Annotated in this window: 14 protein-coding genes; 9 read left to right on the top strand and 5 right to left on the bottom strand. The window is 57.5% G+C overall.

The genetic code is table 11. The features are described from left to right. Positions 1-2 precede the first annotated feature (2 nt). From pcaG to ACR0J8_RS17470, 9 genes are all read left to right on the top strand, one after another. Positions 3-602, top strand: coding sequence for a protocatechuate 3,4-dioxygenase subunit alpha (gene pcaG, locus ACR0J8_RS17510; protein WP_480523563.1), 600 nt, complete (start codon positions 3-5; stop codon positions 600-602). Then, on the top strand, positions 595-1,446 hold the full coding sequence (locus ACR0J8_RS17505; protein ID WP_480891396.1) for a 3-oxoadipate:acetyl-CoA acetyltransferase: 852 nt from the start codon (positions 595-597) through the stop codon (positions 1,444-1,446). Before pcaG ends, ACR0J8_RS17505 begins: the two co-directional genes overlap by 8 nt. Next, positions 1,446-2,231 (top strand): 3-oxoadipate enol-lactonase, encoded by a 786-nt coding sequence (pcaD, locus tag ACR0J8_RS17500; protein WP_480523559.1) that lies wholly within the window; start codon positions 1,446-1,448, stop codon positions 2,229-2,231. Before ACR0J8_RS17505 ends, pcaD begins: the two co-directional genes overlap by 1 nt. Continuing rightward, positions 2,228-3,286: a 3-carboxy-cis,cis-muconate cycloisomerase gene (locus ACR0J8_RS17495; protein ID WP_480523558.1), complete on the top strand. Its 1,059-nt coding sequence runs from the start codon at positions 2,228-2,230 to the stop codon at positions 3,284-3,286. The genes pcaD and ACR0J8_RS17495 overlap by 4 nt, the downstream gene beginning before the upstream one ends. A 73-nt stretch (positions 3,287-3,359) precedes the next feature. Beyond that, positions 3,360-4,394, top strand: a complete 1,035-nt coding sequence (locus ACR0J8_RS17490; protein WP_480523556.1) for a TRAP transporter substrate-binding protein — start codon at positions 3,360-3,362, stop codon at positions 4,392-4,394. 63 nt (positions 4,395-4,457) lie between these two features. After that, complete coding sequence (locus tag ACR0J8_RS17485; RefSeq protein WP_480523555.1) at positions 4,458-4,955, top strand: TRAP transporter small permease; 498 nt, start codon at positions 4,458-4,460, stop codon at positions 4,953-4,955. Then, positions 4,948-6,339, top strand: a complete 1,392-nt coding sequence (locus ACR0J8_RS17480) for a TRAP transporter large permease (RefSeq protein WP_480523552.1) — start codon at positions 4,948-4,950, stop codon at positions 6,337-6,339. Before ACR0J8_RS17485 ends, ACR0J8_RS17480 begins: the two co-directional genes overlap by 8 nt. A 135-nt stretch (positions 6,340-6,474) precedes the next feature. After that, positions 6,475-7,401, top strand: coding sequence for an MBL fold metallo-hydrolase (locus tag ACR0J8_RS17475; protein WP_480523550.1), 927 nt, complete (start codon positions 6,475-6,477; stop codon positions 7,399-7,401). Then, positions 7,401-8,342, top strand: a complete 942-nt coding sequence (locus ACR0J8_RS17470; protein WP_480523823.1) for an MBL fold metallo-hydrolase — start codon at positions 7,401-7,403, stop codon at positions 8,340-8,342. The genes ACR0J8_RS17475 and ACR0J8_RS17470 overlap by 1 nt, the downstream gene beginning before the upstream one ends. 1 nt (position 8,343) lies before the next feature. Here the strand turns inward: ACR0J8_RS17470 and ACR0J8_RS17465 are convergent, their stop codons facing one another. The 5 genes from ACR0J8_RS17465 to ACR0J8_RS17445 form a co-directional block, all read right to left on the bottom strand. Then, the gene (locus ACR0J8_RS17465) at positions 8,344-9,402 is read right to left on the bottom strand and encodes a YeeE/YedE family protein (protein ID WP_480523548.1); all 1,059 of its coding nucleotides are present in this window, start codon (positions 9,400-9,402) and stop codon (positions 8,344-8,346) included. A gap of 52 nt (positions 9,403-9,454) precedes the next feature. Continuing rightward, the gene (hemA, locus tag ACR0J8_RS17460; RefSeq protein ID WP_480523546.1) at positions 9,455-10,678 is read right to left on the bottom strand and encodes a 5-aminolevulinate synthase; all 1,224 of its coding nucleotides are present in this window, start codon (positions 10,676-10,678) and stop codon (positions 9,455-9,457) included. Between the two features lies 1 nt (position 10,679). Further along, a complete protein-coding gene (locus tag ACR0J8_RS17455; RefSeq protein WP_480523544.1) occupies positions 10,680-11,114 on the bottom strand; it encodes a DUF302 domain-containing protein in 435 nt (144 codons plus the stop codon). Between the two features lie 78 nt (positions 11,115-11,192). Continuing rightward, the gene (locus ACR0J8_RS17450; protein WP_480523542.1) at positions 11,193-12,455 is read right to left on the bottom strand and encodes an FCSD flavin-binding domain-containing protein; all 1,263 of its coding nucleotides are present in this window, start codon (positions 12,453-12,455) and stop codon (positions 11,193-11,195) included. Positions 12,456-12,479: 24 nt separating this feature from the next. Beyond that, a complete protein-coding gene (locus ACR0J8_RS17445; protein WP_480523821.1) occupies positions 12,480-13,133 on the bottom strand; it encodes a c-type cytochrome in 654 nt (217 codons plus the stop codon). Positions 13,134-13,164: the final 31 nt, after the last annotated feature.

Genomic DNA, 13,164 nt, shown 5'->3' with positions numbered 1-13,164 from the left:
TCATGGCTCAGAAGCTCGACTATCTGAAAGAAACCCCATCGCAAACGGCCGGACCCTACGTTCACATTGGCCTGGCCCCGGGGGATGCAGGGTTTGACATTTATCGGCAGGAATTGGGCCGGGACGTTGTCGGCGCGCAGGCCGAAGGTGAGCGGATCACCATTCGGGGCAGGGTGCTGGATGGCACCGGCGCGCTGGTCAAGGATGTTCTGATCGAAGTCTGGCAAGCCAATGCCAAGGGGATTTACCCCGGGCAGGGCGAGGTCGAGCCCGGTTTTCGTGGATGGGGCCGTATCATACCCGATTTTGAATCCGGAGAGTGGATCGTTGAAACAGTCAAGCCCGGCTCTGTTCCGTATCGGGACGGCAGGCCAATGGCTCCGCACATCAGCCTGTGGTTAGTGGCGCGCGGCATAAATGTTGGGCTGAACACGCGGCTCTATTTCCCGGAAGAAGAGGCCGCCAATTCGGTTGATCCGGTTCTGAATCTGATCGAACAGGTTGACCGGCGGCAAACCCTGATAGCTGAAAGAACCCCGGACGGCTATCGGTTCGACATTCGCTTGCAGGGGGAAAAAGAAACGGTGTTCTTCGATGTCTGACGAAACAAAACAAAACCCGTGTATTATCTGCGTGGCAATCACCGGCTCGGTTCCGACCAAGGCGGACAACCCGGCTGTTCCGATCAGCGTGTCGGAACAGGTTGAAAGCACACATGAGGCTTTTGAGGCCGGTGCTGCCATCGCCCATTGCCATGTGCGCGATGAGGAAGGCAAACCTACCTCGGACCCCGATCTTTTTGCCGCGTTGAAAGAAGGGATCGAAACCCACTGTCCCGGCATGATCGTGCAGCTTTCGACGGGCGGGCGGTCCGGGGCGGGCTCCGCCCGTGGTGGCATGTTGCCACTGCGGCCGGACATGGCGTCCTTGTCCGTCGGATCGAATAACTTTCCGACCCGCGTTTACGAAAACCCGCCTGATCTTGTCGAATGGCTGGCCAGCGAGATGGTGAAATACGATGTCAGGCCAGAGATTGAGGCGTTCGACCTGTCTCATATCTTTCAGGCGGCCAAAATGCATAAGGCAGGTCAAATCAGGGATGTGCCCTATGTCCAGTTTGTCATGGGCGTGAAAAACGCGATGCCCGTTGATCGTGAGGTTTTCGATTTCTACGTGCACACAGTGCGCCGCCTTTGGGGGGATGTGCCATGGTGTGCGGCAGGCGTCGGGGCAAATCAGATCGTGTTGAACGAGTGGTCTGTTGTTTCTGGCGGGCATGTTCGAACGGGGCTTGAAGACAATGTGCGCCTGGACAGAACCACGCTTGCTCCGTCGAATGCAGCGTTGGTTCGTCGAGCCGTCGAAATCTGCGAAACGCACGAACGCCCTGTCGCGACTGTCGCGCAGGCACGCGCGATCCTTGGGCTGCGAGAGGTCGCCGCCTGATGCCGAGTTTCGCCAGACCCCGTGACGTAATCCTGCACTATGAAGTGGCAAACCACGGTGTCGGCGGAGTGCCAGTTGTCTTTCTGAACTCTTTGGGGACGGATTATCGCATCTGGCGGGAAGTCGTGGCAGGTCTGGGCAAAACAGAATGCCTGCTTTGGGACAAGCGCGGGCATGGACTGTCGGATTGCGCTGTGACCTCAATTGATATGCTGGCCGAAGATGTTGCGGATCTGATGGACATGTTGGGTTGGCGCAATGCAATTCTGTGCGGTGTTTCGGTCGGCGGACTGATCGCACAGCGCGCTGCCCACCGACGCCCCGATCTTGTGGCCGGGCTTATCCTGAGCAACTCCGGTACGAAAATTGGAAATGACGAGGTTTGGAATACGCGCATTCAGGCTGTGCGTGAATCCGGTATCGATGACATCGCCGACACGGTAATGGAACGTTGGTTTTCCAACCGTTTCCGAGCCGAGCACCCCGATGCCGTGGCCGGTTACCGGAACATGCTGACACGCATACCTGCCGAAGGTTATGTCGCGACCTGCGAGGCCATTCGGGATGCGGACCTTGCCGAAACAACCAGCCAGATCAAAGTACCCACCATCTGTGTCGGTGGGCGTGAAGATCAGGCAACGCCGCCCGAACTTGTAGAGGCTTTGGCCGATCTCATAAAAGGCGCAGAGCGACATATTTTGCCGGATGTCGGGCACTTGCCATGCGTCGAAGCGCCGGGATTTGTCGCGGGCCAGATCCGGGCACTGTTAGGTGTTGTGGCATGAGTGACGTGTTCAATCATCCTTGGTTGTCGGGCCTCTTTGGCGATCAGGAAGCCGAGGTGATCTGGTCAGCCGAACGCACGCTGGCCCATATGCTTGCCTTCGAAGCCGCCTATTCCCGCGGGCTTGGCGCCATTGGCGTCGTGCCGGAGGACCAGGCCCGGGCCGCCGCCGAGTTGATTGAGCCCGCCAATCCGGACCTTCGGGATTTGCAGACCGGAACCTTAAAAGACGGGATGCCAATTCCCGCATTTGTGCGTGGTTTGAAGGCCGAGGCCGGGCCATTAGAGGGCGCGATCCATACCGGCACAACCTCACAGGATGTGATGGATACAGCGCTGGCTATGACAATGCGCGAAAACTCAGACCTGATCGCGGATCGTTTGTCGACCCTGACCGAGCGATTGGGTGATCTGGGCCGTCGGTTCGGCAGCAACAAGATGATGGGGCGTACACGGATGCAGGCCGCATTGCCGATCTCGGTCGGGCACCGGATCGAGAACTGGCAAGCGCCGTTTATCGAGCACGGCGATCGCATCGAGCAGATGCGCAAGAGTGTCGAGCGCCTTCAATGGGGCGGGGCAGTCGGGGATGGACAGGCCATTGGCGAAAAGCATCGCGACCTGGCAGCCTTTGTTGCCAAAGCGTTGTCGCTGCGCCCACCCAGCCGCAACTGGCATTCAGATCGCGCAACCGTCACCAATTATGCAAATCTGTTGTCGCTGATTTCCGGTTCGATTGGGAAAATGGGGCAAGACATCTGCTTGATGGCGCAGCAGGGTGTCGACGAAATCAAGCTTTCAGGCGGCGGCGGGTCATCAGCCATGCCGCACAAACAGAACCCAATTCTTGCCGAATTGCTGGTAACGCTGGCGCGCTTCAATGCCACGCAAGTATCGGGGATGCATCAGGCGCTTGTGCATGAACAGGAACGTTCAGGAAGCGCCTGGTCCCTGGAATGGATGCTGTTGCCAAACATGGCCAGGTGCACGGCCAGATCGCTTTCGGCAGCGAATGCCCTGTGCGCGCAAATTGATTCAATGGGGGTGCGGGAATAGGCGCGAGGCAGACATCGCGCCGAACGCCAAACACCGAACTTCGCCATCACGACACTACGGAGGAGGAGAAATCATGACCAAAAGGAAATCCTTGCTGAGTTCACTGGCCGCCCTGGCCGTTTCAGCAACAGCCAGCCTGGCCCAGGATGTGACGCTGACGATGCATCACTTCCTGCCGCCAGTCGCAGCGGCGCATAAAGGCATGCTTCAGCCATGGGCCGATAAGATCACTGCCGACAGCGATGGTAGGATTGCGATTGAAATCTTCCCGTCAATGTCGATGGGTGGCAAACCACCTGAACTGTACAGCCAAGTGCGTGATGGGTCTGCCGATATTGTCTGGACAGTCCTGGGATACACACCGGGTGTCTTTCCGCGCACCGAAGTTTTCGAGCTGCCGCTTGTTCACGCAGGCTCTGCGACGGATACAACGGTCGCCATGAACGCCTCGATGGAGATGCTGGCGGAGGACTTCGATGACGTCCACGTCATCTTTTTGCACACCCATGATGGGAATGTCATACATTCGGCGTCCGACCCGGTGCGCACTCTGGAAGACGCAAAGGGGATGAAGCTGCGGACCCCCAGCCGTACGGGCGCGTGGGTGATCGAAGGCATTGGTGCGGAACCCGTCGGCATGCCCGTGCCGGCCTTGCCCGAAGCCATGTCGAAAGGCGTTGTGGATGGCGCGCTGATCCCGCTGGAAATCGTGCGGCCCCTGAAATTGCAGGAACTGGACAAGTCCATAACAGAACTGCCGAACGGAGACCGCTTTGGCACCGCAACCTTCATGGTGGCGATGAACAAAGACGCCTACGAAGCGCTTCCGGATGACCTTAAGGCCGTTATCGACGCCAATTCAGGCGCCAATGTCGCGCGCGAGGTCGGTTCCAATTGGGAGAGTTTCGAAGAAAGCGGCACCGAGGCACTTGAAGCCGCAGGTGTAGAACGGATCGTGTTGTCCGACGAAGAAGCGGCCAAGTTCAACGCCGTGAGCGAACAGATCGTCCAGCGTTGGATTGACGAGGTGAGCGAGAAGGGCATTGATGGTGCAGCCCTCGTCGACAAGGCCCGCGCGGCAATTGCCGCAGCCCAGTCTGGCAACTGATTGGAAAACGGCCGAGCGGTCCGATGGTCGCTCGGTCGTTTGTGAAGCCTCGGGAATATGAGAATGCGCGTGGTTCTGAAACGGCTGGCGGATGCTTTTGCATTGCTCGGCGGCGTCATCTTGCTGGCGATTGTCGCCGTCACAACAACGAATGCTTTTGCCTTCATCCTCGATCGGTTTGCCGGGGCGTTCGGCGCGGATGTGTCGGGTCTGCCGGGCTATGAGGATTTTGTTCAGCTGGCGATCAGCTGCGCAGCCTTGATGTTCTTTCCCTACTGCCAGGCAAATCGAGGCCATGTGTCAGTGGATCTGCTGATGGATCACTTGCCCAAGTCCGTGCAGCGCGGCTTCGATCTTCTTTGGTTGGGGGTCACCGTCATTGTAGCTGTGTTTTTAAGCTACTGGATGGTTTTCGGTATGCTCGAAGTACGCTCGGACGCGGTGGTGACCAGCGTTCTGGGGTGGCCGACCTGGCCATTCTATTTCCCCGGTCTGCTGTCGATGATCCTGTGGGCTTTGATCGCGGTGTCTCAGGCATTCGAGGGCGCCGCAGATGCTTGATCCCATTTCCATCGGCATTCTTGGCCTGATCGTTCTTTTCGTCCTGCTGCTGCTTCGGATGCCCGTCGGGATCGCGATGATCGTTGTGGGGATTGGCGGCACGTGGGTGTTGAGCCAATCTGTCAGTTACATCCGGTTCGTGCCCTACCTGAAGCAATTCAAAAGCCTGCTGTGGGAAAACGTGGCCAACTATGACCTTTCCGTCGTCCCGCTGTTTGTCCTGATGGGCTATGTTGCGGCCGAAGCGCGACTATCCACTGATCTCTTCAAAGGCCTCGAAGCGCTCATGTCGCGTTTGCGCGGTGGCGTTGCGATGGCTGCGGTCGCGGCTTGCGGTGGTTTCGGTGCAGTTTGCGGGTCTTCTCTGGCGACCGCAGCCACGATGGGGCGCGTGTCGTTGCCCGAACTGAAACGGCTGGGATATGCGCCCAGTCTTGCCTCAGGTTCACTGGCCGCCGGAGGGACCTTGGGAATTCTGATCCCGCCATCGGTAGCCCTGGTGATCTATGCAATCATCGTGGAGGGCTCGATCCTGCGGATGTTTCAGGCCGCTATCGTACCAGGGATATTGGCCGTTCTGGGTTTTATCGCCGTGATTGCCATTCAGGTGAGGGTGAAACCATCGCTGGCGCCAGAGCCGACGCAGATGGATCCGGTTGAACGAAAACTGGCTATACGTCGCCTCTGGCCCGTTATTCTGATTTTCGGTGCCATCATACTGGGTCTGGGCTTTGGTCTGTTCACGCCAACACCCGCCGCCAGCATTGGGGTTTTTGTGATAACGGCCTACGGTTTTGCACTGCGGGTGTTTACCGGCGAAGGCCTAGCGTTTTCCGGGTTGCTGAAGGCCATTCGCGCCACGGCAATCACCAGTGGAATGATCTACCTGATCCTTTTTGGCGCCGAAGTTCTGAAAGGCTTTTTTGCCCGCACTCAGCTGCCGCAGGCCTTGTCCGACTGGGCCGCAACCAGTGGTATGGATCCGATGCTGATCCTTGTGGTCATGCTGTGCCTCTTTGTCATTCTTGGCTGCTTCATGGAGAGCTTGGCAATGATCCTGGTGGTGGTCCCGTTTTTCTGGCCGACCCTGATTGCGTTGAATGGGGGCGAGTACGCCACGGCCGAGACGGCGGCGTTCGGAATGGACGCCGATAACCTCAAGATCTGGTTTGGAATACTGGCGCTGATCGTTGTGGAACTGGGGTTGATAACGCCCCCCGTCGGGTTGAACGTGTTCATCATTTCGTCGCTTGCAAGGGATACGTCCATGGGCACGGTATTCCGAGGCGTCTTTCCCTTTCTTGGTGCCGAGGTCGTACGGGTTGCATTGATCCTGTCGATACCGGCCCTGACGCTAGCGGTGCCGGCACTCATCGGGGGCTAAGCGAGTTTTGATACCTGTTTTGGACGCTTGCGCAGTATCTCCGACTTAGATGCGCTGTGATTTTGAGGAAAACGGCACGGCACCAAATTCCTTTTCGCCGTTTACAAATTAAAATATTCATTTTAGTGATTGTGTATGAGTGAGAATGCATGGTCCCGACGCACTTTCTTGTTTCACGCCGCATGCCTGACGGCATTGGGTGCTCAATCCAGGATTGCACTCGCCGAGGTGCAGCTTGGTACTTCGGCCCGGATATCAACAGTGTCAGACGGGCACCTGTCGTTGCCGCCGGAGATGGTGTTCGGATCCATGCCGAAGGAAGAGCTGAAGCAGCTTCTGAACCGCAACAAGGTGGACACGACCAAGTACGAGCCGGAGTGCAACGTTGCACTTTACCGCGACAATGAAAACACGGTGTTGTTCGATGTTGGGGCGGGGTCTGATTTCATGCCGACGTCCGGCAAGCTTTTGGAAACTCTTGAAACAATTGGCCTGGCGCCTGAAGACGTAACTCAGGTGATCTTTACCCACGCGCACCCGGATCACCTTTGGGGCGTTTTGGATGACTTCGACGATCTGTTTTTTCCCAACGCCACGCACCACTTTGGCCGCAAGGAATGGGACTATTGGTGGAACCCTTCAACGGTAGGATCGATAGGGGAAGATCGCGCCGCGTTTGCCGTGGGCGCAAAGCGACGCATGGAGGCGATTGAGGATCAGGTCGCGTTCTTTGACGACGGTCAGGAGATCCTTCCCGGTATCGCCGCGCGGGCAAGTTATGGGCACACGCCCGGCCATATGGCATTTGAAATTCACAATGGAACCGAGGCCGTCATGATCGTCGGCGATGCGCTCGGGAATCCGCATGTCGCGTTCGAACGCCCGGACTGGCACAGTGGTACTGATCAGGAACCTGAAGCTGCAGCAACTGCGCGCACATCACTGCTGGGTCAGATTTCTCAGGAGCAAATGAAAATCATTGGCTTCCATCTGCCGAACGGTGGGATTGGCCGGGTCGAAAAGACCGGCTCCGCATATCGATTCATTGGAGAGCCTTCATGATGCGATCGTTCGTGATTGCCGTTGCCTTGGCCACACCAGCCCTGGCCAGCGAAGATATTGCAGATCAATACCCGCAAAGCGTGCTGTATTCCAAGCCGGTCGAATACATTCCCGGCGTCTATTCTGCCATTGGCGCAACTGCTCCGCCCACCTATGAAAACTCCGGTCACAACAACAACCTCAGCTTCATCGTAACCGGTGAGGGCGTGGTCGTTGTAAACGGTGGTGCGGCCTATGTGCTTGCCGAAGCGCTTCACAAGGAAATCCAGGCGATCACGGATCAGCCGGTCAAACTTGTCTTTAACGAGAACGGTCAGGGGCACGCGATGCTTGGCAATGCCTACTGGTCAGAACTTGGCGTTCCAATCATCGCACACTCGGATGCGGCGGCAGAGTTTGAGGAATACGGCGCCCAGATCCTGCAGGGGATGCAAAACTACAATAAAGACAAATCCGAAGGGACGTTTCTGGCTGGACCGACCGAAACATTCGACGACGAATATGTGGTCGAGCTGGGCGACTATCGCATGGAGGCGAAATACCTTGGGCCCGCACACAGTCCCGGTGATATTTCGATCTGGTTGCCCAACCAAAGCCTTGTCATCGCAGGCGACATGGCCTTCCACGAGCGTTTGCTGCCGATCTTTCAGGAGACCTATACGGCCGATTGGCTCGAGACCTGGGACAATGAGTTCGAAGCCTTGAATGCCACCTATGTCATTCCCGGACACGGTCACCCGACAAACATGGATCAGGTACGCCGCTATACGCGCGACTACCTGATTTACCTGCGCGGCAAGGTTCAGGAGCACATGGATGCCGGTGGTGATCTGGCCGGGGCCTACTACGTCGATCAGTCCCCGTACGCCCAACTGGATACGTTTGAAGAACTGGCAACAAAAAACGCCGGACGTGTTTTTGAGCAGATGGAATTCGAATAGTTCAGGACTGCTGCGGAACGGGCAACCGCATCAGCAATCTATGCGTGCTGATCGCGCCAACCCACATGAAGAAGACGGCAAGCCATGCGGTCAATGACAGGGCTGACCCACCAGACAAACCGGCCCCAACGGCGCAGCCGCCTGCCAGCATCGCTCCGAAACCCATAAGAACGGCCCCGACCAGGTAGCGTTCCATCGGTGTATCCGGGCCAAACCGTTCAATCTTCCACTCTCCGGCAAGTATGGCTGATCCCGCCGCGCCGACGGCCACACCCGGAACAAGGCCGATACCGAAGGACAGCACGACATTACGCTCTGCAACCAATGCCATCAGTGTATCTGTGGAGGGGCCCGTGAAGGTGACCGAGGACACAGGCACAACTTCAAAAGACGCTTGCGCGATTGCAAATGTCATCAACCAGCCAAGTGCAACCGCCACCCCAACTCCTGCTGCGGATACGATCTTGGTGATCGGGACATTGCGGCGGATTGCAAATGCAATTGCCAAGGCCAACCCGAAGGCCGCAAGGCTTGCGTAAATCACCGGAGAAAACCCAATTATCTTGGACAGATCACGCGGCGCGCCTCCAGCGATGGTCCAGATGCCGGAAAGCGCCTCGCGCGCCGGGCTGAGAACACCGGTGTAGGCCGCCTGAGCCACCAAGGTCAGAATCAACCCCGCTACAAGGGCACGCAGGTTCCCGCTGGACGCCAGAACCAACAGGCGTGAGGCGCACCCGCGCGACAGAACCATTCCAACCCCGAACATTGCACCGCCAATTACCGCACCGCTGAGACTTCCCGTCGATGCAATCGCACGCGCCCCGGACAGGTCCAGCCATCCGAACGAGACAAACCCCTGCACCAGAGTCAGCGCTGCGGAGAAGGCAATCAGCCAAACCGCGAGCCGTGGCCCGAACTCACCTTCAGCGACCTCGACGGTCGAGGCGCGCAAACAGAAGTGGGATTTCTGGGCGGTCACACCGAACAGGAGGCCGACAAGCGCTCCGGCAAAGGCCAGCGCGCCCGGGTCTCCCAGTAAATCGATGAGCCTCTCCATGGACAGAAACTCTCACCTCGTTGATTGTTCGTCTTTGCCTTTCGTCAAATTACTATTGTGCGGCCATCGGCCGACGAGCCAGTTGGCATTGCGTCCAAAGCTCGCCCAAAGCGGCTACCAACCTGCCGATGTCTTCCGGTGAATGCACGGGCGACGGAGTGATCCGTAAACGTTCAGTTCCCTTCGGGACGGTTGGATAGTTGATGGGCTGGATATAGATCCCGAAATCACGCATCAGAACGTCTGATATAAAGCGGCATTTGACCGGGTCGCCAACCATGACCGGGATGATGTGGCTTGGGTTGGGTGTGTGTGGAATGCCCAGTTCGTCCAGCCTGATTCTGACTTCCTGCACGCGTTGCCGGTGCAAATGCCGCTCCGCTTTGCTCTGCTTCAGATGACGAACAGAGGCCGCCGCACCAGCTGCCACGGCAGGGGGCAGCGCGGTGGTGAATATGAACCCGCTGGCAAAAGACCGAACAAAGTCGACAAGGTCATGGGAGGCCGCAATGTATCCGCCGACAACGCCGAACGCTTTGCCCAATGTTCCTTCGATGACGGTCAGACGGTCCATCAGACCTTCGCGTTCGGCAATGCCACCTCCGCGTGGGCCGTAAAGTCCGACGGCGTGAACCTCATCCAGATATGTCATCGCGCCATAGCGATCCGCCAGATCGCAAATCTCGGCAATCGGTGCAATGTCGCCGTCCATCGAATAAACACTCTCGAACGCGATGAGTTTCGGGGTATTGGCCGGCAGGTCCGCAAGGTGCCTTTCAAGGTCCGCGAGGTCGTTGTGCTTCCAGATCCGCTTGTTGCAGCGACTATGGCGTATGCCCTCGATCATCGAAGCGTGGTTCAGTTCATCGGACAGAACAGTGATACCGGGGATCTTGGACGCCAAAGTGCCCAAAGCAGCCCAGTTCGACACGTAGCCGGACGTGAACAACAACGCCGCTTCCTTGCCATGCAGGTCTGCAAGTTCTTGTTCAAGCAACACATGCTCGTGCGTGGTTCCCGAGATATTCCGTGTTCCGCCAGCCCCGGCACCACAGCTGTCAATGGCCTGATGCATGGCGGCGAGGACTTTGGGATGCTGACCCATCCCGAGATAATCGTTCGAACACCAGACGGTTACATTCTGAGGACTGTTCTTCGTGTGGCTTCGGGCAGTTGGGAACTTGCCACACTGACGTTCCAGATCAGCGAAAACCCGGTAGTTCCCTTCTTCCTTCAGCTTATCAAGCTGGTCGCGAATGCACTGCTGGTAGTCCATTTCAGTTTCCAACGGCCTCTTCGACGATCTCGGACAACAGGGTCTGAACCTTTTGCATCGGACCGTCAGGATAGCTACGGTATCCCACCATCACGCCGCTATCGTTCTCGGCCACAAAAATTCCGTAGGGGCAGTAGCCGATATTCATTGGGTCGGCTTCCATCACCTCACGCGAGATCTTTGCTGAACAGAAGATGAAGATATCTGCGGCCGAAAAAATCTGTTTGTTGCTGCCGACATCAGCGCCTGTTCGGTTCAGCATTTCACCGACATGGCTGACATAGTCGATGACCAGTCCCTGTCCCACGATCGCGGACTCCACGGCGAAGGTTGCATCGTCAAAACTTCCGTCGAAGGGAGTGGTTATGATCGCTTCCGCAAGCGCCTGGCTTGCCAAGACAGCGGAAAGCGCGGCCGTAGCGATAAAGTGTTTCATGATCGTGATCCTCCTCGTGAACCGCATTCTCTCAGGTTGTGCTGCGGGGGCTTTGACACCGGTCAACCCCCGAGTCCTTTAGCCAAACATGTCCGAAGTGATACCCGCGTACCAACCAAGCGACTCTTCGTAGGTTGCTTTCCGAAGGTCTGCGTTTTCGCCTGTCTGACTGATGAAACCATCCACCTTGGCGATCTTCTCGGGCGTCGCTTCGTACGTGGCACCAACCTTGACCCCGTCATCTGCATCGATGAGCGACCAGCACGTGTTCGAAAACTTGGCCGGAAACACTTTCGACCCGGTCAGCGCGCCTCGTACGGCATTTGCACAAACCTTCGCCTGACTGTTTGCCGAGAAACCGGATTTCGGCATGTCGCCCTGCTGGCTGGCATCACCAAGGACATAAATGTCCGGATCGGCTTTCGAGGACATGTCCGCCGCATTGACGGGCGCCCAGTTGCCGTCGGTCACACCGGCCATTTCCGCGATGCGCCCCGCTTTCATCGCTGGGATCACATTGCAGACATCGACCTTGGTCACTTCACCGTCGATGGTCACAGTCATCGCGTCCGGATTCACCGACACGTTGCCGCCGCCGAAGTCTTCACCGATCCAGTCAACCATCCCTTCGTAGTGGTTTGCCCAGCCTTCCTGAAACAGTGACATCTTGGAAAACTTCGGTTTCGGATCAGCCACGATAATTTTTGCTGTCGGATTGTTCGCCTGCAGAACATGCGCGACCATTGAAACGCGCTCATACGGCCCGGGAGGGCAACGGTAGGGATTCGGCGGGGCGACCATTGCAAAGGTCCCGCCTTCGGGCATTGCCATTACCTGCGCTTTCAGGAGTTCGGTCTGGGAACCGGCCTTATATGCGTGCGGCATCTTGTTTTGTGCGGAGATATCCCAACCCTCGACCGCGCCATCGACGAAATCGATACCCGGGCTCAGGATCAGCTTGTCATACGGGACGGATCCACCCCCCGCCAGGGACACGGTCTTTGCGTCGCGATCAACACCAACCGCCCAATCGTGAACCACGTTGATGCCGTAGTCCGCGGCCAGAGTGCCATAGCTGTGAGCAATATCCGAAAGCTCCTGAAACCCTCCCAGATACAGGTTCGAGAAGAAACAGGTGTAGTATGTTCGGGACGGCTCGATCAGAGTAACGTCGATTTCGCCTTTGCTATCCTTGGCAATGTAGCGTGCAGCGGTTGCCCCACCGGCGCCGCCGCCAACAACCACGACCCGTGGCTTGCCTTGCGCCAGTACCATCGGAGCGGACAGCCCGGCGGCAATTGCCCCGGCGGTTCCAAGAAATGCTCGTCTATTGATTGTCATCGCGTTTCCTCCCCTTAGTCACTTTCACTCTGGATTGTTGAAATAGGCGGCCAAGGCCGCGATCTCGTCGTTGCTTAGCCGTCCGGCGATCATTTGCATGACCGGATGGGGCCGCTGCTTTTGCTTGTATGCGTGCATGGCGACCAAGAAGTCCTCATCAGGCCAATACACGATCGACGGAATGCCATCGTCGGCCCCTTCGATCTGATGGCATGTCGTACATTCGCTGCTGAGATATGCGCCGTATTCAGGATCACCCTGGATCGCCAGAATTGCCGGGTCGACCGAGCGATCGGTACTTTTAGCCGTTGGATCCGCTTCGGGAATATCCCGGGGATTGTCCGAAAACGCCCGAAGATATGCGATAACGTTTGCCCGGTCTTCCGCGGTCTTCAAACCGCGAAAACTCATCCGTGTTCCTGACGCAAAGGCACGTGGGTTTTCGATGTAAGCCGACAGGGTGTCCGCGTGCCATTCCAGGCCCGAATTTCCTGCACGTTTCAGGCTTTTCGAATAGTTGAAGCCATCCAGCCCGGCGGCCTTGCGTCCGAAGATTCCGTTCAGATGTGGACCGATCTTGTTTTCAGCCCCGTCACCGACCTCGTGGCAGCCTTTACACTGCGCGAACACAGCTTTCCCGGCGTCCGCATCGCCCAGGTCCTCGGTTGCGCTTGCCATGGGTGCAAGACCACCCAAGACCGCAGCACAA

It is taken from the genome of Ruegeria sp. N11, assembly GCF_056531525.1.
The sequence above is the reverse complement of the archived record's forward strand: the minus strand, read 5'-3'. Positions and strand labels throughout refer to the sequence as shown.

Coding starts and splice junctions, on each gene's coding strand:
- pcaG (WP_480523563.1), top strand. CDS start 3: ATGGCTCAGAAGCTCGACTATCTGAAAGAAACCCCATCGCAAACGGCC.
- ACR0J8_RS17505 (WP_480891396.1), top strand. CDS start 595: ATGTCTGACGAAACAAAACAAAACCCGTGTATTATCTGCGTGGCAATC.
- pcaD (WP_480523559.1), top strand. CDS start 1,446: ATGCCGAGTTTCGCCAGACCCCGTGACGTAATCCTGCACTATGAAGTG.
- ACR0J8_RS17495 (WP_480523558.1), top strand. CDS start 2,228: ATGAGTGACGTGTTCAATCATCCTTGGTTGTCGGGCCTCTTTGGCGAT.
- ACR0J8_RS17490 (WP_480523556.1), top strand. CDS start 3,360: ATGACCAAAAGGAAATCCTTGCTGAGTTCACTGGCCGCCCTGGCCGTT.
- ACR0J8_RS17485 (WP_480523555.1), top strand. CDS start 4,458: ATGCGCGTGGTTCTGAAACGGCTGGCGGATGCTTTTGCATTGCTCGGC.
- ACR0J8_RS17480 (WP_480523552.1), top strand. CDS start 4,948: ATGCTTGATCCCATTTCCATCGGCATTCTTGGCCTGATCGTTCTTTTC.
- ACR0J8_RS17475 (WP_480523550.1), top strand. CDS start 6,475: ATGAGTGAGAATGCATGGTCCCGACGCACTTTCTTGTTTCACGCCGCA.
- ACR0J8_RS17470 (WP_480523823.1), top strand. CDS start 7,401: ATGCGATCGTTCGTGATTGCCGTTGCCTTGGCCACACCAGCCCTGGCC.
- ACR0J8_RS17465 (WP_480523548.1), bottom strand. CDS start 9,402: ATGGAGAGGCTCATCGATTTACTGGGAGACCCGGGCGCGCTGGCCTTT.
- hemA (WP_480523546.1), bottom strand. CDS start 10,678: ATGGACTACCAGCAGTGCATTCGCGACCAGCTTGATAAGCTGAAGGAA.
- ACR0J8_RS17455 (WP_480523544.1), bottom strand. CDS start 11,114: ATGAAACACTTTATCGCTACGGCCGCGCTTTCCGCTGTCTTGGCAAGC.
- ACR0J8_RS17450 (WP_480523542.1), bottom strand. CDS start 12,455: ATGACAATCAATAGACGAGCATTTCTTGGAACCGCCGGGGCAATTGCC.
- ACR0J8_RS17445 (WP_480523821.1), bottom strand. CDS start 13,133: ATGGCAAGCGCAACCGAGGACCTGGGCGATGCGGACGCCGGGAAAGCT.